This is a genomic window from Streptomyces sp. NPDC052064 (genome assembly GCF_055585925.1).
On record NZ_JBVJJE010000009.1, the window covers coordinates 26,431 to 48,954 of the forward strand.

20 protein-coding genes and 1 pseudogene are annotated in these 22,524 nt (G+C 72.1%); 10 read left to right on the forward strand and 11 right to left on the reverse strand.

Going from position 1 to position 22,524, the window contains the following annotated elements:
• Window positions 1–16 precede the first annotated feature (16 nt).
• A complete protein-coding gene (locus ACZ6TU_RS24275; protein ID WP_467672894.1) occupies window positions 17–448 on the reverse strand; it encodes a Zn-ribbon domain-containing OB-fold protein in 432 nt (143 codons plus the stop codon).
• Window positions 448–897, reverse strand: a complete 450-nt coding sequence (locus tag ACZ6TU_RS24280; protein WP_467672895.1) for a DoxX family protein — start codon at window positions 895–897, stop codon at window positions 448–450. Before ACZ6TU_RS24280 ends, ACZ6TU_RS24275 begins: the two co-directional genes overlap by 1 nt.
• 299 nt (window positions 898–1,196) lie before the next feature.
• Between ACZ6TU_RS24280 and ACZ6TU_RS24285 the strand changes: the two genes are divergently transcribed.
• On the forward strand, window positions 1,197–1,847 hold the full coding sequence (locus ACZ6TU_RS24285; protein ID WP_467672897.1) for an HAD family hydrolase: 651 nt from the start codon (window positions 1,197–1,199) through the stop codon (window positions 1,845–1,847).
• A 39-nt stretch (window positions 1,848–1,886) separates the two neighbouring features.
• Here ACZ6TU_RS24285 and ACZ6TU_RS24290 read toward each other — a convergent pair whose 3' ends face one another.
• Both ACZ6TU_RS24290 and ACZ6TU_RS24295 read right to left on the reverse strand, forming a co-directional pair.
• Complete coding sequence (locus tag ACZ6TU_RS24290; protein WP_469550959.1) at window positions 1,887–2,885, reverse strand: hypothetical protein; 999 nt, start codon at window positions 2,883–2,885, stop codon at window positions 1,887–1,889.
• 91 nt (window positions 2,886–2,976) lie between these two features.
• On the reverse strand, window positions 2,977–4,149 hold the full coding sequence (locus ACZ6TU_RS24295) for a thiolase C-terminal domain-containing protein (RefSeq protein WP_467672901.1): 1,173 nt from the start codon (window positions 4,147–4,149) through the stop codon (window positions 2,977–2,979).
• 109 nt (window positions 4,150–4,258) lie between these two features.
• Between ACZ6TU_RS24295 and ACZ6TU_RS24300 the strand changes: the two genes are divergently transcribed.
• Both ACZ6TU_RS24300 and ACZ6TU_RS24305 read left to right on the forward strand, forming a co-directional pair.
• Entirely contained in the window at window positions 4,259–5,440 is a 1,182-nt protein-coding gene (locus ACZ6TU_RS24300; RefSeq protein WP_469550962.1) for an acyl-CoA dehydrogenase family protein, read from the forward strand.
• Window positions 5,437–5,907, forward strand: coding sequence for a nitroreductase family deazaflavin-dependent oxidoreductase (locus ACZ6TU_RS24305; RefSeq protein ID WP_467672905.1), 471 nt, complete (start codon window positions 5,437–5,439; stop codon window positions 5,905–5,907). The genes ACZ6TU_RS24300 and ACZ6TU_RS24305 overlap by 4 nt, the downstream gene beginning before the upstream one ends.
• A 101-nt stretch (window positions 5,908–6,008) precedes the next feature.
• Here the strand turns inward: ACZ6TU_RS24305 and ACZ6TU_RS24310 are convergent, their stop codons facing one another.
• A complete protein-coding gene (locus tag ACZ6TU_RS24310; protein WP_467673511.1) occupies window positions 6,009–6,644 on the reverse strand; it encodes a TetR family transcriptional regulator in 636 nt (211 codons plus the stop codon).
• Between the two features lie 134 nt (window positions 6,645–6,778).
• Here ACZ6TU_RS24310 and kbpA point away from each other — a divergent pair, with 134 nt between their 5' ends.
• The 3 genes from kbpA to ACZ6TU_RS24325 all read left to right on the forward strand — a co-directional run bounded on the left by kbpA (window position 6,779) and on the right by ACZ6TU_RS24325 (window position 10,791).
• Window positions 6,779–7,501 (forward strand): AfsK-binding protein KbpA, encoded by a 723-nt coding sequence (gene kbpA / locus ACZ6TU_RS24315; protein ID WP_467672907.1) that lies wholly within the window; start codon window positions 6,779–6,781, stop codon window positions 7,499–7,501.
• Between the two features lie 201 nt (window positions 7,502–7,702).
• The gene (afsK, locus tag ACZ6TU_RS24320; protein WP_467672909.1) at window positions 7,703–10,099 is read left to right on the forward strand and encodes a protein serine/threonine kinase AfsK; all 2,397 of its coding nucleotides are present in this window, start codon (window positions 7,703–7,705) and stop codon (window positions 10,097–10,099) included.
• A gap of 95 nt (window positions 10,100–10,194) precedes the next feature.
• Window positions 10,195–10,791 (forward strand): hypothetical protein, encoded by a 597-nt coding sequence (locus tag ACZ6TU_RS24325; protein WP_467672911.1) that lies wholly within the window; start codon window positions 10,195–10,197, stop codon window positions 10,789–10,791.
• 21 nt (window positions 10,792–10,812) lie between these two features.
• On the opposite strand, the gene ACZ6TU_RS24330 is transcribed toward ACZ6TU_RS24325, so the two are convergent.
• The 4 genes from ACZ6TU_RS24330 to ACZ6TU_RS24345 all read right to left on the reverse strand — a co-directional run bounded on the left by ACZ6TU_RS24330 (window position 10,813) and on the right by ACZ6TU_RS24345 (window position 14,205).
• A complete protein-coding gene (locus ACZ6TU_RS24330) occupies window positions 10,813–11,763 on the reverse strand; it encodes an alpha/beta fold hydrolase (RefSeq protein ID WP_469551381.1) in 951 nt (316 codons plus the stop codon).
• 96 nt (window positions 11,764–11,859) lie between these two features.
• Window positions 11,860–12,633 carry an enoyl-CoA hydratase/isomerase family protein gene (locus tag ACZ6TU_RS24335; RefSeq protein ID WP_469550968.1) on the reverse strand — a complete coding sequence of 258 codons (774 nt, stop codon included), beginning with the start codon at window positions 12,631–12,633 and terminating at the stop codon, window positions 11,860–11,862.
• Complete coding sequence (locus ACZ6TU_RS24340) at window positions 12,630–13,043, reverse strand: Zn-ribbon domain-containing OB-fold protein (protein ID WP_469550971.1); 414 nt, start codon at window positions 13,041–13,043, stop codon at window positions 12,630–12,632. Before ACZ6TU_RS24340 ends, ACZ6TU_RS24335 begins: the two co-directional genes overlap by 4 nt.
• A 1-nt stretch (window position 13,044) precedes the next feature.
• Entirely contained in the window at window positions 13,045–14,205 is a 1,161-nt protein-coding gene (locus ACZ6TU_RS24345; protein WP_467672917.1) for a lipid-transfer protein, read from the reverse strand.
• A 104-nt stretch (window positions 14,206–14,309) separates the two neighbouring features.
• Between ACZ6TU_RS24345 and ACZ6TU_RS24350 the strand changes: the two genes are divergently transcribed.
• Window positions 14,310–15,920 (forward strand): FadD3 family acyl-CoA ligase, encoded by a 1,611-nt coding sequence (locus tag ACZ6TU_RS24350; protein ID WP_469550974.1) that lies wholly within the window; start codon window positions 14,310–14,312, stop codon window positions 15,918–15,920.
• Here ACZ6TU_RS24350 and ACZ6TU_RS24355 read toward each other — a convergent pair.
• Entirely contained in the window at window positions 15,910–16,836 is a 927-nt protein-coding gene (locus ACZ6TU_RS24355) for an SMP-30/gluconolactonase/LRE family protein (RefSeq protein WP_469550977.1), read from the reverse strand. The two genes, ACZ6TU_RS24350 and ACZ6TU_RS24355, sit on opposite strands and share 11 nt — an antisense overlap.
• Window positions 16,837–17,150: 314 nt before the next feature.
• Between ACZ6TU_RS24355 and afsR the strand changes: the two genes are divergently transcribed.
• A complete protein-coding gene (gene afsR / locus ACZ6TU_RS24360; RefSeq protein ID WP_467672921.1) occupies window positions 17,151–20,180 on the forward strand; it encodes an SARP-family global regulator AfsR in 3,030 nt (1,009 codons plus the stop codon).
• Between the two features lie 211 nt (window positions 20,181–20,391).
• Window positions 20,392–20,580, forward strand: a complete 189-nt coding sequence (locus tag ACZ6TU_RS24365; protein WP_467672923.1) for a hypothetical protein — start codon at window positions 20,392–20,394, stop codon at window positions 20,578–20,580.
• A 176-nt stretch (window positions 20,581–20,756) separates the two neighbouring features.
• On the opposite strand, the pseudogene ACZ6TU_RS24370 reads toward ACZ6TU_RS24365, so the two are convergent.
• Window positions 20,757–21,038: pseudogene (locus ACZ6TU_RS24370) on the reverse strand (ATP-binding protein); the annotation flags it as partial.
• A 248-nt stretch (window positions 21,039–21,286) separates the two neighbouring features.
• Here ACZ6TU_RS24370 and ACZ6TU_RS24375 point away from each other — a divergent pair.
• A complete protein-coding gene (locus ACZ6TU_RS24375) occupies window positions 21,287–22,522 on the forward strand; it encodes an amidohydrolase family protein (protein ID WP_467672927.1) in 1,236 nt (411 codons plus the stop codon).
• Window positions 22,523–22,524 lie beyond the last annotated feature (2 nt).

Below are 22,524 nucleotides of genomic sequence, written 5' to 3' on the forward strand. Positions count from 1 at the left end.
CGTGGGGCGGCGCCGTTCACCCGTCGGCCGGGCCCGGCACGACCCGGAACACGGGGATCCCGTCCCGGAACGCGACCTCCAGTTCCGCCCCGGCGGACAGCTCCCGAGCCGACGGTTCCCCCGTCGACGGTTCTCCCGCCCCCACGACCTCCGTCATCATCCGCGGCCCCTCGGCGAGATCGACCACGGCGGCGACGTACGGCGTGCGTTCCGCGAAGGGCGGCAGGTCGTTGCGGTGGACGACGGACCAGGTGTAGAGGGTGGCGCGGCCGCTCGCGGGCTCCCAGGCGACGTCCTCGCTCCAGCAGTGGGGGCAGAACTCGCGCGGGTAGTGGTGGGCCCGGCCGCAGGCCCGGCAGCGGCGGATCAGCAGCCGGCCCTCGGCGGCCGCGTCCCAGTACATCCGGGTGAAGGCGTCCGGCTCGGGCAGGTCGAACCGCCCGGCCATCAGAACAGCCCCAGCGCGCTGTCCAGCGACCAGGTCTGCCAGGACATCCCGAACAGGCCGACGACCGACATCAGCGCCATCATGGAGTTCTGCCCCTGCTCGGCGACCTCGTGGATCATGAGGGTGAAGTAGAGGGCGTTGAGGAGCAATCCACCGGCCAGGGCGATCGGGGTGAGGAAGCCGGTGATCAGGCCCAGCCCGAGGGCGAGTTCGGCGTAGACGACGACGTGCGCCATCGCGCGCGGGTGGGGCGTGACGACCCTGTCGAAGCCCGAACGTACGGCGCTCCAGCGGTGCTTGGCGGCGATCCCGGCCGCCCACGTGATGCCGGTGCCCCGTTCGAACCAGGCCTGGCGGTCCTTGTGCCTCCAGCTCTCCAGCCACCACAGCCCGAGCCCGATCCGCAGCACGGCCAGCCATTCCGCTCCGGTGAGCCAGATCGTGTCCATGCCCATGCTCCCGCATTGCCGCCCGACACCGTATCTGACGGTACGTCAGATACGGCGCAGGCAACAAGCCCTGGAGGCCGCCCGGCGGTGTTACTGGAAGGCGCGCACGCAGTTGCGGGTGATCTCATGCAACCGGAGTCGTCACGGTTTCCGCCGGCCGTACTACCACGTGTGGATGCGGGAGTTCCTGCCGCTGCTTCCGCAGGGACGCAGCACAGCGCACCGGTCGTGGAGAAGGCGCATGCCTTCTCCACGACCGGCGGGGCTTCGACTTCCGAAGAAGTGATCTACTGCCGGTCATGCCGTTGTTGCTGCTGGACCTGGACAACACACTCGTCGACCGCGATGCGGCCTTCCGCTCCGCCGTCGTCGACTTCCTCGCCGAGCACGGTCTGCCCGCCTCCGACCTCACTTGGGTGATGGCCACCGACGCCAGCGGCTACACCGCACGTCACGAAGTCGCCACGGCCCTGACCGGCCGCTACGGCGACGTGGTGCCGACCACCGCCATCCGTGCTCTGCTCGACACCGGCGCCGCCGATCGCGTCGTCCTGGCGCAGAGAGCGCGCGATGCGCTGGGCAACGCGCAGGCGGACGGCTGGGCTTGCGTCATCGTCACCAATGGGCGCACTGTCCAGCAGGAAGCGAAGATCCGGAATACCGGACTCGATCGGTTCGTCCAGGGCTGGGTCATCTCCGAAGACGTCGGCCACAAGAAGCCGGAACCGGAGATCTTCCAGGCGGCAGCCTCTCTCGTCAGCCTCCCCCTGCCGGGCGCGTGGGTCATCGGCGATTCACCGCACGCCGACATCGCGGGCGCCGACACGCTAGGTCTTCGGAGCGTATGGGTGACGGACGGACGGGTCTGGACCGAGGACTCCTACCGGCCCACTCATATCGCTGACGACGTCGCCTCCGCGATCAACCACGCCATCAGCACATCGGGATGAGGCACCGCTGACACGCGGACAGCGGACAGCGGACGGCCCTCAAGACACGCCGGCAACCCGCCCCGCCGCCTCCCGCGCGCGCAGTTCCCCGTGGAGACGGGCGAACCCCGCGCACACCAGCGGCATGACCAGCGGAGGCAGCAGGAGGAGGGCCACGGCTGTGGGCAGGATCAGCACCAGTACGCCGGTGATCCACACGTTGTCGTCGCTGAGCCACAGCATGCCGAGGCCGGCGAAGTGGGCCAGGGGAGCGGCCGCGTACCGGGCCAGTCCGAAGACGAGCACCGCGACCGCGGTGACCAGCGTGCCCAGGCCGAGGACGCGCCGGCGTGCGAGGCGGGTCAGCACCCAGGAGCGGTACAGCGCCACGAAGGGGGAACGGCCCTCCAGCACCGTCTCGGCCGTGGCCACCGAGAGGCGGAAGTACAGCAGCGGGCCGAGGCACCCGACGGCGATCGGCAGCACCCAGCCCACGAGCGTGTACTGCGGGGTCGCGGTTCCGTGCAGGGGCGTGGGCTCGACGCCTGGCACCTTGCCGCGCTCGACGAGGTCCCACCACACCAAGGCCGCCCCCACTGCGGCGCCCACGGCCAGTCCGGTCAGCGCGTTGACCACGAGGGCGGCGGGGAGGCGTCCGCGGGTGCGCCGCCACAACTCGCGGGTGGTCAGCGGTCCGCCGTCGCGCCTGGCGTGCGAGTCGCCGACGGCGTACGCGGTGTGCAGGACGGAGAGGACGAGGAGGGCCAGGACGAGCAGCAGAAGCGCCACCACGGCACCGGCCCGGACCAACGGGGGCATGCCGCCGTCGGCGTAGGCCACGTAGGAGTCCTCGTTGGCGATGTTGGAGTCCGCGTAGTCCCGGACGGCCTCGAAGGTGTCCCACGTCGCCGCGAATCCGCCGGCCACGATCGCGCAGCCGACCACGGCTGTCAGGACGGACACGCGGAGGGTGAAGCCGTACAGCGCGCGGCGGTAGCGCCTGACGGCGCCGAGTGCCTCACCGACACCGCCGACCGGCTGGTCTCCGTCGTGTGCCATGACCTGGCGTGACCTCCATGCGGCTCGGTAGCGATGAAAGCCGAGACGCCGTGCGGGGCCCGGGGGGTTCCGAGGGGCCGGAGGCAGACCCTCACCCCGCCCCCAACACCACCGTCCCCGAAGAGCAGAACCACCCACCCGTCCCGGACGCCACCCCCAGCCGCGGCGGCCCCCCGTCGCCGCGCCGCCGCACCTGCCGCTCCCCGCCCTCCCCCCGCAACTGCCGTACCGCCTCCACCAGCAGGAACAACCCCCGCATCCCCGGATGCTGAGCCGACAGCCCACCCCCGTCGGTGTTCACCGGCAGCCCCCCGCCCTCGACCCGCAGCCGGCCCTTCTCCACGAACGCCCCGCCCTCGCCCTTCCCGCAGAAGCCGAGGTCCTCCAGCGTCACCAGGGTCATGTAGGTGAACGCGTCGTAGATCTCCGCGAAGTCCATCTCGTCCGGCCGTACGCCCGCCCGCTCGAAGGCCAGTCGTCCGCTCACCGCCGCCGGGGACACCGTGAAGTCCGCCCACTCGGACATCGCGGCGTGCGAGACGTGCTCCCCGCTGCCCAGCACCCACACCGGGGACGTACGGCAGTCCCGTACGTACTCCTCCGCCGCCAGCAGCACCGCCGCCCCGCCGTCGGAACGGACGCAGCAGTGCAGCTTGGTGAAGGGGTCGGCGATCACCGGGCCGGCCAGGACCTCGTCCACCGTGACCGGGGTGCGGAACATCGCCTCCGGGTTCAGGGCCGCGTTGGCCCGGGCCTGGACCGCCACCTCCGCCAACTGCTCGATCGTCGTGCCGTAGTCGATCATGTGGCGGCGGGCCGCCATGGCGTACTTGGCGATCAGGGTGTGGCCGTAGGGGACTTCGAACTGCAGGGGTCCGCGCGTGCCGAAGGACAGCGTCCCCGTGCGGCGGCCCGCCCTGACGTCCGCGCGGGCCGTCGAACCGTAGGCGAGCAGCACCACGCGCGCGTGCCCGGCCGCGATCGCGTCCGCCGAGTGGGCCGCCATGACCTCCCAGGTGGAGCCGCCGACGGAGGTCGAGTCGACCCAGGTGGGGCGCAGTCCCAGATACTCGGCGACCTCGACGGGGGCCAGGGTGCCCAGGCCCGCCGAGGCGAAGCCGTCGACCAGCGAGCGGTCCAGGCCCGCGTCGGCCAGGGCGCGGCGGGCCGCCTGGGCGTGCAGGGCGTACGGGGTCGCGTCGTCCACGCGGCCGCAGTCCGAGAGAGCGACACCGACGACGGCCACTTTCCTCCGGGCAACCATAAATCTGACGGTACATCAGATATCGCGCCGGCGGGAGCGTCGGGGCTCTGGGCATCCCCGCCTCACCGCCCTAATATGACGCACCGTCAGATGCGGAGGTGGTATCCCCATGGACGCCCGCTTCACCGCCGAACAGGACGAGATCCGCCGCACCCTGCGCGAACTGCTCCACAAGCGGTGCGGCCCCGAGGAGCTGCGGGCCGCCGTCGACACCCCGGCCGGGTACGACCCGGCTCTGTGGGCCGCCCTCGCCGAACAGCTCGGGCTGCCCGGACTGGCCCTCCCCGAGGCCTACGGCGGTGTCGGCTGCTCGGTCACCGAGCTGGCCCTGGCCTGCGAAGAGACGGGCCGGGCGCTCGCCGGCTCCCCGCTGCTCGCGACGGCCGTCCTCACGGCGCCGCTGCTGCTCGCCCTCGGCACCGACGCCCAGCGGGCGGACCTGCTCCCGCGTATCACCTCCGGCGGGCTCACCGCCGCTCTCGCGGTGCCGGGTCCCGCCCTCGGCACCGCCCTCGGACTCACCGGCCACGACCGGCGCGGGGAGTGGGCCGGCGGCGGGCGGGCCGGGGGCGTGCAGGCCCGGCAGGCCGACGGTGGCTGGCGGCTGTACGGGCAGGCCGACCAGGTCCTCGACGGGCACAGTGCCCGGTTGCTCGTGGTCGCCGCCCACACCGGTGGGTTCGCCCGCTCCCGCGTGCTGCTCTTCCTCGTGCGCGGTGACGCCACCGGCCTCACCCGCGTACGCCGGACCGCGCTGGATGCCACCCGTCCGCAAGCCCGTATCCAACTGCGGCACACACCCGCCGAGTTGCTGGGCAGCGAAGCCGCCGACGTCCTCACCGCCCTCGCCCGGCTCGGCGACACCGCCGCCGCCTGTCTCGCCGCCGAGGCCGTGGGGGCCGCCGACCAGGTGCTGGAGCGAACCGTCCGGTACGTGGGGCAGCGTGAGCAGTTCGGGCGGCCGATCGGCTCCTTCCAGGCGGTCAAGCACCGGCTGGCCGACGTGTACGTCCAGGTGCAGGCGGCCCGCTCGGCGGCGTACTACGCGGCCTGGGCCGCCGCCCACGGGGAGGCCGTCGGCGGCCTCGCCCTGGCCCAGGCGCTCCAGGCCCTGCGCCGCGCCGCCGCCGAGGGGATCCAGCTGCACGGCGGCATCGGTTTCACCTGGGAGTACGAGGTCCACCCGTACTTCAAGCGTGCCGCGGGCGACGAGCTGCTGTTCGGGCCGGTGCACCGGCTGCGGGCCCACGCCGCCGACGTGGCGCACGTCTTCGAGGAGGCCGGCCGATGAGGGGCGTGCGGTTCGTGCAGAAGGTGTCCTCCACCCGGGGGTTCGCGCGCGTGGCACCGTACGTCTTCCCGTCCCTCGACCGGGCCGTGCACCGGCTCACCCGCGGGAAAGTGCTGCTCAGCGCGCAGCTCCTGCCCGGGGTGGTGCTGACCTCGACCGGGGCGAAGAGCGGCCTGCCCCGTCGTACGCCGCTGGCCTGCGTTCCGGAGGACGGCGGGAGCAGCTGGCTTCTGGTCGGGTCCAACTTCGGGCGGCCGGGGCATCCCGCCTGGAGCCACAATCTGCTCGCGCGTCCCGACGCCCGCATCAGCTGGAAGGGCCAGGACCTCCCGGTCACGGCCCGGCTGCTGGAGGGGGCGGAGCGGGCGGCGGCATGGCAGGCGGTGCTGGCGTTCTGGCCGCCGTACGCGGCGTACCAGGCGCGGGTGGAGCGGGAGATCCGGTTGTTCAGGATCGTACGAAAGTAGAAAGCGCAGAAAGCGCAACAGGCGGCGGTCCACTCGGGTGGACCGCCGCCTGCCAGACAGGACTTGGGTGCGGGAAAAGGCCGGGATCGCCGGGGCGGGGGCTACTTCGTCGGCTTCCTGCCCGTGACGCCCAGGTGTACCAACAGCGCGAGGTTCGGCTTCAGTTCGGCCTGCTTCACGCCCCAGGAGGAGAAGCCCTTCTGGTGGGAGGCGACGGCCGCGAGCATCGCGACCAGTGAGCCGGCGACGGCCGCCGGGTTCACGTCCTTGTCGACCCTGCCCTTGGCCCGGAGCTCGGCGACGGCGTCCGCGAGGGAGTTGTTCACCGAGTTGAGGATCTTCATCCGGAGTTTGTAGAAGCGCTTGTCGCCCTCGGCGGCGCCGAGATCGACGACCCGGAGGATCGCGTCGTTCTTGCGCCAGAACTCCAGGAACCCGTCGACGAGTTCCTGCGCCGTCTGCCAGCCGGCCTTGCCGGCCCAGGAGCGGCCGTCCAAGAGCTCGGCCAACGCGGCGCCCTCGGTCGCCATTTGCTCGGCGATCTCCAGGACGGCGCCCTCGACGTCCGGGAAGTACTGGTAGAAGGTGGCGGGCGAAGTGCCCGCCTTCCGGGCGACATCGATGACTTTGACGTCCCGGTACGGGGAGGAGCTGAGCATCTCGCTGAGGCAGTCGAGCAGCTTCTGCCGGGTCGCCTGCCCACGCCGGCCGGCCACGCGGCCGTCGACGGTACGCACTTGTCCTGTCATGCCGTCAGCTTACCGAGGCGTGATCGGGGCGCGATTCGGCCGACTGCAAATGGGGTGTAAGGGAGTGCGGAGGCTGGTGTGCCTGGTCTGCGGGGTGCGGCAGTCGCGGTTACGTTGTCGGCATGGCCGAAAACAGGGCATCGGTGTACGCAGAGGGCGTTCCCTGCTGGGTGGACGCGCAGCTTCCCGACGTCGAGGCGGGCAAGCGGTTCTACGGTGAACTTTTCGGATGGACCTTCGAGGACTGGTTCGGCCCCTTCGCGCAGGCGCTGAAGGACGGTGAACCCGTGGCCGCGCTGGTCCGCAAGGTGGACGGCCGGCTGCCCACCGTCTGGACGGTGTACTTCGCGACCCCGGACGCGGCGGCCCTGGTCCGGCGCATCCGGGTGGCCGGCGGGCAGGTCGTCTCGGCGCCGGTGCCGGCCGGCGAGCTGGGTGTCACCGCCCTCGTCACCGACTCGGAGGGGGCCGTCTTCGCCCTGTGGCAGCCGGACGAGCACCCCGGCTTCGGCAGGCGCCACGAGCCGGGCACCTTCGCCTGGGCCGAGCTGTACGCGCGGGACACCGAGGCGGCCAACGCCTTCTACGGCGATCTCTTCCAGGAGGCCCTGTTCGGGCCGGACGCCGAGCCGGACTTCGGCCGCGCCCCCGTGTCCGACGTGTACCCGGCCGAGATGCCGCCCCACTTCCTCGTCCACTTCGCCGTCGAGGACGTACCGGCCGCACTGGAGGACGTCACCCGGCTCGGCGGCCGGATCCAGGCCCCGCCTTTCCGGACCTCGTACGGCACGGTCGCCGTCGTCACGGACAATCAGGGGGCGTCCTTCGCGCTGCTGCACCGCTGAGCAGGGCTGAGCAGGCATTGTTTGGTCAGCATTTGATCGCCTGTGTACGGAGACATCCCAATTGTCACCGGGTTCGCAACCAGGGCTCCGGCCAGGAAGAATCGGGGTGCGTGCCGCCATGGCGGTGCGGTGGTGAGACGCTGCACGGGGTCGCGTGGAACATGTGGCTTGGCGCGGCTCGTACGGGGAGGTGGCAGGCAAGTGGTGGATCAGCTGACGCAGCACGATCCGCGGCGGATCGGGCCGTTCGAGGTGCTGGGACGGCTGGGTGCCGGCGGCATGGGGCTGGTCTATCTCGCGCGCTCGGCGTCCGGCCGGCGCGTGGCGATCAAGACCGTCCGGACGGAGCTGGCCGAGGACCAGCTGTTCCGGGTCCGCTTCACGCGTGAGGTGGAGGCGGCCCGCGCCGTCTCCGGCTTCTACACGGCCGCCGTCGTGGACGCCGACCCGCGCGCCGCCGTGCCGTGGCTCGCCACCGCGTACGTTCCCGCGCCCTCTCTCGAAGAGATAGTGAACGACTGCGGGCCGCTGCCGGCCCAGGCGGTGCGCTGGCTGGCGGCGGGCGTGGCCGAGGCGCTCCAGTCCATCCACGGCGCCGGGCTGGTGCACCGGGACCTCAAGCCGTCGAACGTCCTCGTCGTCGAGGACGGCCCCCGGGTGATCGACTTCGGTATCGCGTCGGGCGTTTCGAACACACGTTTGACGATGACGAACGTCGCCGTCGGTACGCCCGCCTACATGTCCCCCGAGCAGGCGAAGGACTCCCGCAGCGTCACGGGCGCGAGCGACGTCTTCTCCCTCGGCTCCATGCTGGTCTTCGCCGCCACCGGACACCCGCCCTTCCACGGCGCCAACCCGGTCGAGACCGTCTTCATGCTGCTGCGCGAGGGCCCGGACCTGGAGGGCCTCCCGGACGAGCTGCGTCCGCTCATCGAGTCCTGTATGCAGATGGACCCGACGGCCCGCCCCAACCCGGCCGACCTCCAGGCCCAGCTGGCCCCCCACCTCTTCGGCTCCGGCTCCGACGACAGCGGCACGGCCTCGGCGTGGCTGCCCGAGCGGGCCGTCGGCCTGATCGAGACCCGCCGCAACGGCCGCCCGGCCGGCAAGCCCGCCTCCGGCGCCGGGCGCAGCGGCGGCGGACGCCCCGCCCCCGGCCCGGCCCCGGGCCCCGCGCCGATCCCGCCCCCGCCCTCGCACGACCCCGTCGTCCCGGCGCCCGCGCCCGTGCCGGCGCCGGTCGGCGGCCCCGACACCGGCCCCGTCCGGCTGGCCGGCGCCCAGGTGCCCATCGGCCCGGGCCCGCGCGTCGCCGACGTCCGTGCCGCCGCCGTCAAGGCACCCCCTCCGGAGACCGCCCTCGCCGCCTCCTGGTCCAAGCCCCGCCCCGGCGTCAACGGCACAGACCCCGCCGTGGGCCCTGCCGTCGCCGCGCCCCCGGCCCCGGCCGCGCCGCCCGAGCAGGCGAGCGGCTGGCGGCCCTGGCGTTTCCGCATGTCGAACGACGTCTGGGGCACCCCGTCCGTCGACGGCGACCTGGTCTACGTCACCTCCTTCGAGGTGCACGCGCTGGACGTGGCCACCGGCCGCCGCCGCTTCAAGACCCGGGACGTCGCCTGGTCCATGGCGGTCGCGGACGGCCGTATCCACGCCTCCGACGGGCCCACGCTGTTCGCCCTCGACGCCCGTGAGGGCGCCGACCTGTGGCGCCTCCAGACGGACGCCTGGGTCTACTCGCTCAAGGCCGGCCGCGGCACCGTCGTCACCGGCACCCGGGGCGGCGGTGTCCAGGGCTGGGAGGCCTCGAACGGCCAGAAGCTCTGGGAGGTCACCGGCTGCCAGAGCGACTTCGAGTCCCCCGAGGCCGGACCCGCCCTGCACGACGGCACGGTCTACGTGTGGCAGGACGCCCGGCTGCGTGCCCTGGACGCCCGCACCGGCGACGAGCGCTGGTCGTACCCCATCGGCGACGCGGCCTCCTGCGGCGGCGTCCCGGTCCGGATCGCCCAGGCGAACGACGGCTACGTCTACGTCAGCGCCGGCACCCGCGTCCTCGCCCTCGACGTGGCCGCCGGGCACGTCAAATGGCACTTCGAGGCCCCGGCCGTCTTCCTCTCCCCGCCCACCTTCGTCCCCGGACCGGCCGTCACCGGCGGCGGCATCTACCTGGCCGACTACCTCGGCACGGTCTACGCCCTCGACGCCACCGACGGCCGTGACCGGTGGCGCATCGCCACGGAGTCCCGGGCGTCCGTCGACCCGGTCCTGGTCGCCGCCGGCCATGTCCACGTGGGCAGCGGCAAGGGTCTCTACACCCTCGACGCGGTCACCGGCACACCCAAGTGGCGCTTCCAGGCGGGCGGCGACATCGTGGGCGCACCCTCGGTGGCCGAGGGCCGTATCCACTTCGGCTCCACCGACCACCTGCTCTACACCCTGAAGGCCGACGACGGCCGGCTCCGCTGGAAGCTCGCCACCGGCGGCGAGATCACCGGCTCGCCGGTCGTCCAGGACGGAGTGGTGTACGCGTGCAGCAAGGACCGCTGCGTGTACGCGCTGGACGCGGAGAAGGGCACGGGGACGGCGCGCAGCGTGTGACGCGCCCGGGACGGCCGCGCGCCCGACCACGTCGGGTACGCGCCGGTCGTCACGCGGTGACATGACCGTGACAGGTGATCACTAGGCTGTCCGCCATGCAGACACGGGGGCGCGGGTTCAAGTTCACAGCTGTGGTGGTCCTGGTGGTCCTGGCACTGACCGGCTTCTCGACGGGCCGGGGCCGCGGCGGCAGCCACGGTCACGGCGGCAGCGGCGGGGGCGGGTGCAGCAGCTCCAGCCAGGACCACGACAGTTCGAGCTCGTCGACGTCGGGCGGCAGCTCGTCGGGCTCGTACGGCTCGGGCGGCTCCTACGGCTCCGACGACGACTCCTACGGGAGCGGCGGCGGCAGTTCCTACACCCGCAGGCCCGGCTACGGCTCCACCCCGACTTCCTCGTCCAAAGGCAGCGGCAGGCCCTTGAGGGACGGCACGGCGAAACTGGTCAGCTGCGCGACCCCGGCCTCGCCGTACGCGACCGTCGAGGTCAGGAACCCCAACGGCCGCGAGGCCGTCTTCTCCGTGTCGGTCACTTTCAAGGACGCCCAGGACATCACCGTCGTCGCCCGCCACGGGGACGTCACGGTCCCCGCGAGCGGCTCGGCCACCGTCGACGTCCGGGTCGGCGGCTCGGGCCTGGTGGATTCGGTCGACCACTGCGAGGTCGACCGGCAGGCCCTCGTCGACGACTGACTCGGCGACCGACGTCCCGCGTCAGTCCCGCAGCTCCGTCAGGAAGTCCAGCAGTGCCTCGTTCACCTCGGCGGGCCGCTCCTGCTGCGTCCAGTGGCCGCAGCCGGGCAGCACGAGCGGCTTCCGGCGCAGGTCGGGCATCAACTCGGGCAGCTTCTCGATCAGTTCGGGCGTCCCCGGAAAGGCCGGGACCAAGTCCCGGTCGCCGTACACGTACAGCGCGGGCGGGGACACCACCGCTCCCTGCCAGGGGGCGGTGAGCTCCCAGTTGCGGTCCAGGTTGCGGTACCAGTTGAGCGCGCCGGTGAAGCCCCGCGCGTAGCTGTCGGTGAGGGCGTCGAGGTCCTCCTCGGTCAGCCACCCGGGCAGCACCTCGGGGTCGGGCGCGTCCGCCAGCCAGCCGCGCTCCGGGTCGACCAGGGCCTGCTCGGGGCGTCCGGCGCCCGGGGCGTCACCGGAGGCGGAGTACAGCAGCTTGCGCAGGGTGGTGCGGGTGTCGGCGGTGAACTCGGCCTCGGCGACCCCGGGCTGCTCGAAGTAGTTCCAGTAGAAGCGCCCGCCGAACCGTTCCCGCATGGTGGTGAGCGGCGGCTGTCCGCCACGGAACGGCGGCGGCACGCTCAGCCCCGCCACCCCGCGCACCACGTCCGGCCGCAGCAGCGCGGTGTGCCAGGCCACCGGCGCTCCCCAGTCGTGCCCGACGACGAACGCCCGCTCCTCACCCAGCGCGTGGACCAGCCCGACCACGTCGCCCACCAGGTGGAGGATGCTGTACGCGGTCACGTCCTCGGGGTGATCGCTGCGCCCGTATCCGCGCTGGTCGGGCGCGACCACCCGAAAGCCGGCCTCGGCCAGCGGCCCGATCTGGTGCCGCCAGGAGTGCCAGGACTCCGGGAACCCGTGCAGCAGCACCACGAGCGGGCCCTCGCCCTGCTCGGCGATGTGCAGTCGTATGCCGTTCACGTCGATCATTCGATGCTCAACCACCCGTCGAGCATACGCGTGTATGGGTAAACGATTCCTGGCGCAGCCCGTACGTCAGCGCAACCGGCGTCAGTGCAACCGGCGTCAGCGCAGCCGGTACTCGCGCCGCCGCGCCGCGAACAGCCGGGCCTGCCGCTCACCCGCCGCGTTCCCGAGCGCGATCAGATGCGGTGCCTGTGCGATGCCCCCGGACCGCCCCGCCTCGCTCGCGGCCCACAGCGCCCGCACGGTCCCCTGCACGGCCTCGGTCGGATACCCGGCGATGACGGCGGCGCACGCACGCGCCGCCCCCAACGCCTCCCCTTCCGCCACGAGTTCCGACACCAGTCCGACCTCGTAGGCCCGCCGTGCGGAGATCCGCTCGGCCGTCCCCATCAACGCCATCCGCGCGACCTCCCCGTACGGCATGCGCTGCGCCATCAGGACGGACTCGTAGGCGCTGACCATGCCGTAGGTGGTGTGCGGGTCGAAGAAGGCGGCGGTGGTGTCGGCGATCAGGAACTCCGCCTCCCCGAGCAGGTAGAAGGCACCTCCGCAGGCCATCCCGCGCACGGCGGCGACGACCGGCTTCCACAGGTCGTTCGCCTTCGGCCCGATGCCGAGCAGCGGATCGTCCTGCGCGTACGGCGAGCTCGGCTGCGGCACGACGGCGTCCCGGTCGATGCCGGTACAGAAGGCGCGTTCGCCGGCGCCAGTGAGGACGACGGCCCGCACGGAGTCGTCGAACCGCAACTCCCGCCAGACCCGGGCGAGTTCACCGGCCATCTCCAGATCGACGGCATTGAGCCGGTCCGGCCGGTTCAGGGTGACGACGGCGACCCCGCTGTCCGTGTCGGCACTGACCAGCACACCGCTCATGACCGCTCCGGAACCCACCGGGGAAGCCCGTCGTCGAAGACGGTCCGCACCCGGGCACCGATCCGGATACGGTCCGCCGCAAGGGAGTCGAGCGGCTCCCCGGGCCCGGCGACGAGGTTGCCGACGAGCCGGATGCGCGGCGCCTCGTCGAGCTCGACGACGACCACGTTGTACGGAGCCAGCTCGGCATAGCCGGGCAGCAGCGGCGGATGCGGAACGACGTACGACCAGACGCGGCCCCGCCCGGACACCCGGCGCCACTCGGCCTCGAAGGACTGGCAGTGCGGGCAGCAGGGCCGGGGCGGGAAACGGAGCTCACCGCAGCCGGCACAGGCCTGGACACGGAGCTCGCCCCGGGCGGCGTACTCCCAGAAGGGGGCGCCGTCGGTGTCGGTGACGGGACGCAGCATGTCAACTCCTCAGCAGCAGAGCGGAGGTCGGGACGCCCTCGCCCGCGGTGACCAGACAGGACGAGGCACCCGGCACCTGCGCGGTGCTGGTCCCGCGCAGTTGCTTCACCCCTTCGTTGACGAGGTTGAAGCCGTGGACGTAGGCCTCGGAGAGCCCGCCCCCGCCGGTGTTCACGGGCAGCGACCCGCCGATCTCCAGCGCCCCGCCCTCGGTGAACGCCCCGCCCTCGCCCCGCCCGCAGAAGCCGTAGCCCTCCAGTGAGAGCAGGACCAGGGGCGTGAAGGCGTCGTAGATCTGCGCGACGTCCACGTCCTGAGGTGTCAGGTCGGAGTGCTTCCACAGGTGCCGGGCGGCGGTCCAGGCCGGTCCGGTGAGGGGGTCGTCGTTCCAGTAGTTGACCATGCCGTGGTGCTGGGCGGGGAGCGACTGGGCGGCGGCGTGGACGTAGACGGGTTTCCTGCGGCAGTCCCGGGCGCGCTCGGCGGAGACGACGACACAGGCCAGCGCCCCGTCCGTCTCCAGGCAGTTGTCGAAGAGGCACAGGGGTTCGCTGATCCACCGGGACGTCATGTACATCTCGCGGGTGAGGGGTCGGTCGTACATGATCGCGGCGGGGTTCTGGTTGGCGCGGTTGCGGCAGGCCAGGGCGACGTTGAACAGGTGGTCCCGGGTGGCTCCGTACTCGTGCATGTAGCGACGGGCGAGCATGGCGATCTCGTCGACCGGCCTGAGCAGCCCGAACGGCCGGGTCCACTGGGCCGGGGTGGGCAGTTGGACGACGGTGTTCGTCCAGGGCCGGGGCCCGCTGCCCCGCTTGCGCGACCGCCAGGCGACCCCGACGTTCGCCTGCCCGGTGGCGACGGCGGCGGCGAGGTGGGCGACGGTGGCACACGAACCGCCGCCTCCGTAGCCGACCTTGCTGAAGAAGGTGAGGTCCCCGAAGCCGCAGGCCTTCGCCAGCTCCACCTCGTCCGTCTCCTCCATGGTGTAGGAGGCGAGGGCGTCGACCTCGCCGGGCGCGATCCCGGCGTCGTCGAGGGCGGCCAGGACGGCACGGCAGGCGAGGGTGCGCTCGTCCTCGGGGAGTCGCTTGGCGAAGGGCGTCTGGCCGGTGCCGACGATGGCGGTGGCGTCCTTGAGGCCTCCCGATCCTGCTGCCATGCTGCGCCCACCTCCGGCCCGAACGGTTCGCTGACAGGTCGTCAGATTACAGCTAACCTGACGGTTAGTCAGCTCCTGTGCCGGTACTGCTGGGGAGGCTTGCGGTGCGAGCGGATACGGAGTGGGGAAGCATCCCGGGCCTGGTGCGGACGGCCGCCGAGCGGTACGCGGACGTCGAGGCGGTCGTCGAGGGCCGCACCCGGATCACCTACGCGGAGCTGGGCGCCCGCGTGGAGCGCGCGGCGGCGGCCTGCCTGGCGAACGGCATCCGGCCGGGCGACCGGGTCGGCGTCTGGGCGCCGAACACGCTCGACTGGATCGTCAGCGCCCTGGGCGCGGTCTCGGCGGGTGCGGTGCTCGTGCCGTTGAACACCCGGTTCAAGGGCGCGGAGGCGGCGGACGTCCTGCGGCGCAGCGGGGTGCGGCTGCTGTTCGTGACGGGCACGTTCCTCGGCACGTCGTACGTGGCGTCGCTGCGCAGAGCCGCGGGTCAGGGCCCGGGCCCCGGCCCGCTGCCCGGCCTGCCGGCCCTGGAGCACGTGGTGGTCCTCTCGGAGGACGCCCCGGCGGACTTCCTCACCTGGAAGGACTTCCTGGCGAGCGGAGAGGCGGTCGGGACGGCACAGGTGCGTGCGACGGCCGACGCGGTCGACGGCTCCCGGCCCTCGGACCTCATCTTCACCTCGGGCACGACGGGCCGCCCGAAGGGCGCGGTCGTCACCCACGCGCAGACGCTGCGGGCGTACGACATCTGGAGCGACCTGGCGGGCCTGACCCGGGGCGACCGTTATCTGATCGTCAACCCGTTCTTCCACGCCTTCGGCTACAAGGCCGGCGTGATCGCCTGCCTGATCCGGGGCGTGACGATGATTCCCCAGCCGGTGTTCAACGTGAGCACGGTCCTGGCCAACATCGCGGCGGAACGGGTCTCGGTGCTCCCGGGCCCCCCGACCCTCCTCCAGTCCCTCCTGGACCACCCGGCACGGGACGCGCACGACCTGTCGGCACTGCGCCTGGTGGTGACGGGAGCGGCGGTGGTGCCGCTGGGACTCGTCGAGCGGCTGCGTGGGGAACTCGGCATCGGCACGGTCCTGACGGCCTACGGCCTCTCCGAAGCCGGCGGCGTCGTCACGATGTGCCGGCGCGGCGACGACCCGACGGTGATCGCGTCGACGTCGGGCCGAGCGATCCCCGGCACCGAGGTGCGGGTCGTGAACTCCCGGGGCGAGCCCCTGGAACCCGGCACGCCGGGCGAGGTCCTGGTCCGCGGCTTCAACGTCATGACCGGCTACTACGAGGACGAGGCGGCCACCGCCGAGGTGCTGTCGGCGGACGGCTGGCTGCGCACGGGCGACGTCGGCGTCCTGGACGCGGCGGGCAACCTGCGCATCACCGACCGCCTCAAGGACATGTTCGTCGTCGGCGGCTTCAACGCCTACCCCGCCGAGATAGAGCGACTCCTGGGCCTCCACCCGGACGTGGCGGACGTGGCGGTGATCGGCGTCCCCGACGCCCGGCTGGGGGAGGTCGGCCGGGCCTACGTCGTACGGCGGCCGGGCGCTCTCGTGACGGCGGACGACCTGATCGCCTGGTCGCGCAGGGAGATGGCGAACTACAAGGTCCCGAGGACGGTGGAGTTCGTGGCGGAACTGCCCCGCAACGCGAGCGGAAAGGTCGTGAAGGGGGCGCTGCGGGACGGCCTGCTCAGCGGCTGACCGGGGGCAGCGGCGGGGTCCCGGTGACGGACATGACGAGGGAGTAGAGGGTGCTGTCGGCGGCGATGAACAGCCGGTTGCGACGGGCGCCGCCGAACCGGATGTTGGCGACGGTGCCGGGCACCAGGACGCGGCCGAGGAGCGTGCCGTCGGGGTCGTAACAGTGCACACCGCCGTGCAGGGCGGCGGCCCACAGACGTCCCTCGTCGTCGAACCGGATGTTGTCGAAGTTGCCGTTCCGGCACTCGGCGAAGACGTCGCCGCCGGACAGGGTGCCGTTCGGCCGGACGTCGAAGACACGGATGTGGTTGGCCACGCTGTCCGACACGTACAGCTTGCGCTCGTCGGGGGAGAACACCAGTCCGTTGGGGCCCTGGAAGCCCTCGGCGGCCACGCGCACCTCGCCGCTGCCGGGATCCACCCGGTACACGTTCCGGGCCCCGATCTCGCTCTCCCCGCGGTGCCCCTCGTAGTCGGTCGCGATCCCGAACTCGGGATCGGAGAACCACACCGACCCGTCTGACCGCACGACGGCGTCGTTCGGGCTGTTGAGCCGCTTCCCCTTGAACCGCTCGGCGACCACGGTGACCGAACCGTCGTGCTCGGTCCGGGTCACCCGCCGGTTGCCCTGCTCGCAGGTGACGAGACGGCCCTGGCCGTCCAGGGTGTTGCCGTTCGGGTACCCGGCGGGTGAGCGGAAGACCCCGACGGACCCGGTGGTCTCGTCCCAGCGGAGCAGCCGGTCGTTCGGGATGTCGCTCCACAGCAGATACCGCCCGGCCGGCACATACACCGGCCCCTCGGCCCACCGGCACCCCTCGAACAGCGTCTCCAGCTTCGAGTCCCCCGCCTGACACCGGTCGGTCCGGAACCGCTCGTCGAGCGTCTCGTACAACTGCGGTTGCTCGCCGGGCATGCCGCCACCTCCGGTAGAGCCGACTGCTGATCTGACGGACCCACTATGGCGCGCGGCCGCAGCCCACGTCGGGACAGACACCCACCACCGACCTGAGAGTTCGGGCGCTGCCGCCGAGTCGGTCAGGCTCCCTGCCTGAACCCGCCCGCCCCGGCCTCGGTCCAGTTGCTCCAGTTCCAACAGCAGTGCGGAGACAGTGTGCAGACCTCGTGGACCGCCGTGTGTTGCCCTGTGATCGGTGCCCCCCACGGCTGACGTATTCGCCGTGCACAAGGCAAACTGGCGTGGTTGCTCAGGATGTCTAGGGGGACTGCATGGACGGTGTACCGGACGGTGTGCCGCGCGTACCGGAGCAGCGGCGTTCCGACTCCTCGCCGGAGCCGCCGGAGTCGGCTCACGGGGCTGAGTTCGGCACATCGGCTGGGTCCGCGAAGCCGGCGGAGTCCGCGGCGCTGCGCTTCAGCGTGCTCGGACCGGTGCGCGCCTCGCGCGGCGAAGCGCCGATCACTACCGGTTCCCCCCAGCAACGGGCCCTGCTCGCCGCCCTGCTGCTGCGCGAGGGCCGTACGGCCACGGCCGCGGAGCTGATCGACGCCCTGTGGGGTGAGGAACCGCCCTCGCAGGCCCTGGCGGCCCTACGGACGTACGCTTCCCGCCTGCGCAAGGTCCTGGACCCGGGCGTCCTGGTCAGCGAGTCCGGCGGCTACGCGGTACGGGGTCTCGGCGACGGCGCCCTGGACCTCGCCGTCGCACAGGACTTGGCGACCGAGGCGGAGAAGGCGCGGTCGGCCGGCGACCTCTGCCACGCACGTGACGTGCTGCGGCGCGCCCTCGCCCTGTGGGACGGGGAGACGCTGGCCGGTGTGCCGGGCCCGTACGCGGAGGCACAGCGCGTCCGCCTGGAGGAATGGCGGCTCCAGCTCCTCGAATCCCGGCTGGACATGGACCTGGAGCAGGGCTGCCACGCGGAGGCGGTCTCGGAGCTCACCGCCCTCACCGCGGCCCATCCCCTGCGCGAGCGGCTGCGCGAGCTGCTGATGCTGGCGCTGTACCGCAGCGGCCGCCAGGCCGAGGCCCTCGCGGTGTACGCCGACACCCGGCGCCTGCTCGCCGACGAACTCGGCGTGGACCCGCGCCCCGGCCTGAGCGAACTGCAGCAGCGGATCCTCCAGGCGGACCCGGGTCTCGCGGAGCCCTCCTCCCCGGCCCCCGAGCCGGCCGCCGTCCCGGTCCGTCCGGCGCAGCTGCCCGCGACGGTGCCGGACTTCACCGGCCGCTCCGGTTTCGTGCGCGAGCTCGGCGACATCCTGACCGCCGCCGAGGGCCGTGTCATGGCGGTCTCGGCCCTGGCCGGCATCGGCGGCGTGGGCAAGACGACCCTCGCCGTGCACGTGGCCCACCAGGCGCGCGGGGCGTTCCCGGACGGACAGCTGTACGTCGACCTCCAGGGGGCGGGCGCCCGGGCGGCGGAGCCGGAGACGGTCCTGGGGTCCTTCCTGCGCGCCCTCGGCACGGCCGACACGGCGATCCCCGACTCCCTGGAGGAGCGCGCGGCGCTGTACCGCTCGGTCCTGGCCGGCCGCCGCGTCCTGGTCCTGCTGGACAACGCCCGCGACGCCGCCCAGGTACGCCCCCTGCTGCCCGGCACCGACGGCTGCGCCGCGCTGGTCACCTCCCGTGTGCGGATGGTGGACCTGGCGGGCGCCCACCTGGTCGACCTGGACGTGATGTCGCCGGACGAGGCCCTGGCGCTGTTCACGAAGATCGTGGGCGAGGAGCGGGTGGCGTCCGAGCGGAAGGCCGCCCTGGACGTGGTGGCGGCCTGCGGCTTCCTGCCGCTGGCGATCCGCATCGCGGCGTCCCGCCTGGCGGCCCGCCGTACCTGGACGGTGTCGGTCCTCGCGGCGAAGCTCGCCGACGAACGCCGCCGCCTGGACGAACTCCAGGCCGGCGACTTGGCGGTGAAGGCCACCTTCGAGCTGGGCTACGGCCAGCTGGAGCCCGCCCAGGCCCGCGCCTTCCGGCTGCTGGGTCTGGCCGACGGCCCGGACATGTCCCTCCCGGCCGCGGCGGCGATCCTGGATCTCCCCGTGGAGGACACGGAGGACCTGCTGGAGTCCCTCGTGGACACCTCCCTGCTGGAGTCGGCGGCTCCCGGCCGCTATCGCTTCCACGATCTGGTGCGGCTCTACGCGCGTGCGTGCGCCGAACGGGACGAGCTGCCGCCGAGTGAGCGCGGGGCGGCGCTGTCGCGGCTGCTGGACTTCTATCTGGCGTCCGCGGCCGGGGTGTACGCGATCGAGCGGCCGGGGGACCGGCTGGTGGACCATCTGGCGGTCACGGCGTATCCGGGGCTGGTGTTTCCTGACCGGAGAGCCGCGCGGGACTGGCTCTACACCGAGGCGAACTGCCTGTTGGCCTTCGCCCGCCAGTCGGCGAGCCGTCCCCAGAGCCTCCCACGGGCCATCGACCTCCTGTGGGCCGCACTCGACCTCTCCGAGTCCGGCGCACATCCGAGGGAGTACGAAGCGACGGCAAAAGCACTGCTGGAGGCGGCACGGGAGGTGGGCGTTCCCCAAGTGGAAGCCCGCGCACTGATGACCCTGGCTCATGCGCACGTCGACGGCGGGCGCTTCGACATGGCGGACCAGGAAGCCGAGCGGGTGATACGCCTCGCCCGGCAGGCGAACGACCTCCTGCCCGTGTGCTGGGGGCGCAACGCCCGCGGCATCATCGCGCTGTACCAGAACCGCAACGCGGACGGGGAAGATCACCTCTCCCATGCCATCCAGCACTTCCGCACACTGGGCGACCGTCCGGGAGAGGCCAGCGCACTGTGCAACCTCTCCCGAATCCACCTCGCGGCGGGGCGGACCCAGAGCGCGGTGGCACTGGCCCAGCAGGGCATCGAGATCTACGACGCCATGGGCAACTCCATGCGGAGCGCCAACGGCCGCTACGCGCTGGGAATGGCACTCACCCAGAGCGGCGGGCTCACGGCGGCGGCGGACAGGCTCCATGAGGCGTTGGAGGTCTTCCGTGACAGCCGGCAGCGACTCTGGGAGGGCATGACCCTGTTCCGCCTTGCCGAAGTCGACATCGCCGCACGGCGCAACGCCCAAGCGGCGACCAACGCCGAACTCGCCTTGACGGTGCTGCGCGGCATCGGTGGTGAATGGCGGCGCGGCAACGTCCTCACGGTGCTGGGGCGCGCGCTCACGGGTATCGGACAGACGGATCGAGCGCAGGCGTGCTGGCGGGAAGCTCTTCGCATCTACGAGGAGCTGGGGTCCCCCGAGGCAATGGCCGTGCGGGAACTGCTGACCCCCGTGCGGGCGGCGTGACTGCCTGCGGGGCGTTCATCATTCGTTTATCGCCGGACGCCATTCTTGTACCAGTCGATCCGTCGCGTCGGGGGGCAGACGGGTCACTGATGAGGGCCTTGCCTGACGAACTAGGGTGAGCGGCCCAGGACGGCCCGTCCGGCCACCCGCGGGGGAGTGACCGGACGGGCTTCGCCGACCCACTGACAAACACATCAACGGGAGCCAGGACATGAGCGACGAGCCGGTCATCAAGCCGCAGGACATGCACGCCACCGGCACGACGGACACGGAAGCCGCCGTGAACGACGCGCAGACCGCCGACGGTGACGTGACCACCCAGGACATGCACGCCACCGGTGAGCCCATGACCACGAAGGACATGCACGCCACGTCGGAGCCTTTCAAGCCGACGAAGTAAGCCATCTCCACACGGGGTTCGGCCGCGGCGGCGCGGAGGGGGAGCCGTCGCGGCCGAAGCATGTCCAGAACCCGCGCATCAGAACGCCCGTGCTGCTCGTCCCACGCCAGTTCGCACCAGACCGTCTTGCCCGCATCACCCTGCTCGACGCTCCACCGCGAGGCCACCGCGTCGAGAAGGGGCAGGCCGCGACCGGTCTCGTCATCGGCCGTGGCGTGCCGGAGGACGGGCAGGGCGCGGGGGTCCGGGTCGCTGACCTCGACGCGGGTCCGGCCGCCGGAGCGTGATACGCGCACCCTCACCGGGGCACCCTCGCCGACGTGCCGGATGACGTTGCCGATCAGCTCCGTGACGCACAGCTGTACGTCGGCGCAGGGCGCACCCAGGCACGCGCGCAGCGTGCGACGCAGCTCGGGTACGACCTCGGGCGCAGCGACCAGGTCGAGATCCAGCAGCATGGACCCCTCCGTCCGGCCGGTTCCCCACAACGCGGTGATCAGCTTGCGCGCCGTCGCGGTGTTGCAGTCGCCGAGCGTGATCAGTCCCGCGGTCTTTCCGCACGTGGGATGTCTCCCGCTTCACCCAGGTCCTTCAGTACCCCGAGGTTCGCAGCCTGCCGCGCTTCACGGCCCAGGAGCATGCGACCGGGGGATCCATGCGGATCGCATAGCTGACGGGTCGTCAGATCGGCGCTACCGTGAGCGCCATGGACACCCACGAGAGCACGTTTCCGCTGATCATCTCCGTGGACGACCACACGGTGGAGCCCGCGACCGTCTGGCAGGACCGGCTCCCGGAGAAGTACCGCGGCGCCGGACCCCGGATCGTCCGTGCGCCCGTGAAGGAGATGACGTTCCTCGGCGGGCGCTTCAAGCCCGTCATGGGCGCGCCCGGCGACGACGGTCCCGTCGGTGACTGGTGGGTCTACGAGGACCTCCGCCGGCCCCTGACCCGCCTCGACACCGCCGTCGGGTACGACAGGGACGAGATACGCCTGGAGGTCATCACCTACGAGCAGATGCGTCCCGGTTCCTACGACGTCCCGGCCCGGCTCGCCGACATGGACGTCAACCACGTCCAGTCCGCCCTCTGCTTCCCGACGTTCCCGCGCTTCTGCGGCCAGACCTTCACCGAGGCGAAGGACCACGAGCTGGGGCTGCTCTGCGTCCGTGCCTACAACGACTGGATGGTGGAGGAGTGGTGCGGTCCCGAGGCGCACGGGCGGCTCATCCCGCTCACCCTGATCCCCCTCTGGGACCCCGAGTTGGCCGCCGAGGAGGTCCGGCGGAACGCCGCACGCGGTGTCCGTGCCGTCGCCTTCTCCGAGATACCGCCGTACCTCGGGCTCCCCTCCATCCACACCGACGACTGGGACCCCTTCCTCGCCGCGTGCGACGAGACCGGCACGGTCGTCGCCATGCACATCGGCAGCAGCAGCCGGATGCCCTCCACCTCCGCGGACGCCCCGCCCGCCGTCGGCTCCACCATCACCTTCGCCAACTGCTGCTTCTCGATGGTCGACTGGCTGATGAGCGGCAAGTTCGAGCAGTTCCCGAACCTCAAGGTCATGTACGCCGAGGGGCAGATCGGCTGGATCCCCTACATCCTGGAGCGCGCCGACGTGGTGTGGGAGGAGAACCGCGGCTGGGGCGGGGTCGCCGACAAGGTGCACCGGCCGCCGTCCGAGCTGTTCGCCGAGCACGTCTACGGCTGCTTCTTCGACGACGCCTTCGGGCTGCGCAACCTGGACGCGATCGGCTTGAACAACGTCCTCTACGAGACCGACTACCCCCACTCCGACAGCACCTGGCCCAAGTCCCGCGAGGTCGGCGAGGCGCAGATGGGGCACCTGGATCCGGAGGTGGTGGAGCGGATCGTGCGGCGGAACGCGATCGAGCTGCTGGGGCTGACCGACGACGGCCTCTGGGGCGGGACGCGGTGAGC

Excerpts from the sequence above, each read along its gene's own strand:
- ACZ6TU_RS24340 (WP_469550971.1), bottom strand. The coding sequence starts at position 13,043 with ATGCTGCGTCCCGTCACCGACACCGACGGCGCCCCCTTCTGGGAGTAC.
- ACZ6TU_RS24305 (WP_467672905.1), top strand. The coding sequence starts at position 5,437 with ATGAGGGGCGTGCGGTTCGTGCAGAAGGTGTCCTCCACCCGGGGGTTC.
- ACZ6TU_RS24300 (WP_469550962.1), top strand. The coding sequence starts at position 4,259 with ATGGACGCCCGCTTCACCGCCGAACAGGACGAGATCCGCCGCACCCTG.
- ACZ6TU_RS24375 (WP_467672927.1), top strand. The coding sequence starts at position 21,287 with ATGGACACCCACGAGAGCACGTTTCCGCTGATCATCTCCGTGGACGAC.
- ACZ6TU_RS24285 (WP_467672897.1), top strand. The coding sequence starts at position 1,197 with ATGCCGTTGTTGCTGCTGGACCTGGACAACACACTCGTCGACCGCGAT.
- ACZ6TU_RS24290 (WP_469550959.1), bottom strand. The coding sequence starts at position 2,885 with ATGGCACACGACGGAGACCAGCCGGTCGGCGGTGTCGGTGAGGCACTC.
- ACZ6TU_RS24280 (WP_467672895.1), bottom strand. The coding sequence starts at position 897 with ATGGACACGATCTGGCTCACCGGAGCGGAATGGCTGGCCGTGCTGCGG.
- ACZ6TU_RS24325 (WP_467672911.1), top strand. The coding sequence starts at position 10,195 with ATGCAGACACGGGGGCGCGGGTTCAAGTTCACAGCTGTGGTGGTCCTG.
- ACZ6TU_RS24355 (WP_469550977.1), bottom strand. The coding sequence starts at position 16,836 with ATGCCCGGCGAGCAACCGCAGTTGTACGAGACGCTCGACGAGCGGTTC.
- ACZ6TU_RS24345 (WP_467672917.1), bottom strand. The coding sequence starts at position 14,205 with ATGGCAGCAGGATCGGGAGGCCTCAAGGACGCCACCGCCATCGTCGGC.
- kbpA (WP_467672907.1), top strand. The coding sequence starts at position 6,779 with ATGGCCGAAAACAGGGCATCGGTGTACGCAGAGGGCGTTCCCTGCTGG.
- ACZ6TU_RS24365 (WP_467672923.1), top strand. The coding sequence starts at position 20,392 with ATGAGCGACGAGCCGGTCATCAAGCCGCAGGACATGCACGCCACCGGC.
- ACZ6TU_RS24335 (WP_469550968.1), bottom strand. The coding sequence starts at position 12,633 with ATGAGCGGTGTGCTGGTCAGTGCCGACACGGACAGCGGGGTCGCCGTC.
- afsR (WP_467672921.1), top strand. The coding sequence starts at position 17,151 with ATGGACGGTGTACCGGACGGTGTGCCGCGCGTACCGGAGCAGCGGCGT.
- ACZ6TU_RS24330 (WP_469551381.1), bottom strand. The coding sequence starts at position 11,763 with ATGATCGACGTGAACGGCATACGACTGCACATCGCCGAGCAGGGCGAG.
- ACZ6TU_RS24275 (WP_467672894.1), bottom strand. The coding sequence starts at position 448 with ATGGCCGGGCGGTTCGACCTGCCCGAGCCGGACGCCTTCACCCGGATG.
- ACZ6TU_RS24295 (WP_467672901.1), bottom strand. The coding sequence starts at position 4,149 with ATGGTTGCCCGGAGGAAAGTGGCCGTCGTCGGTGTCGCTCTCTCGGAC.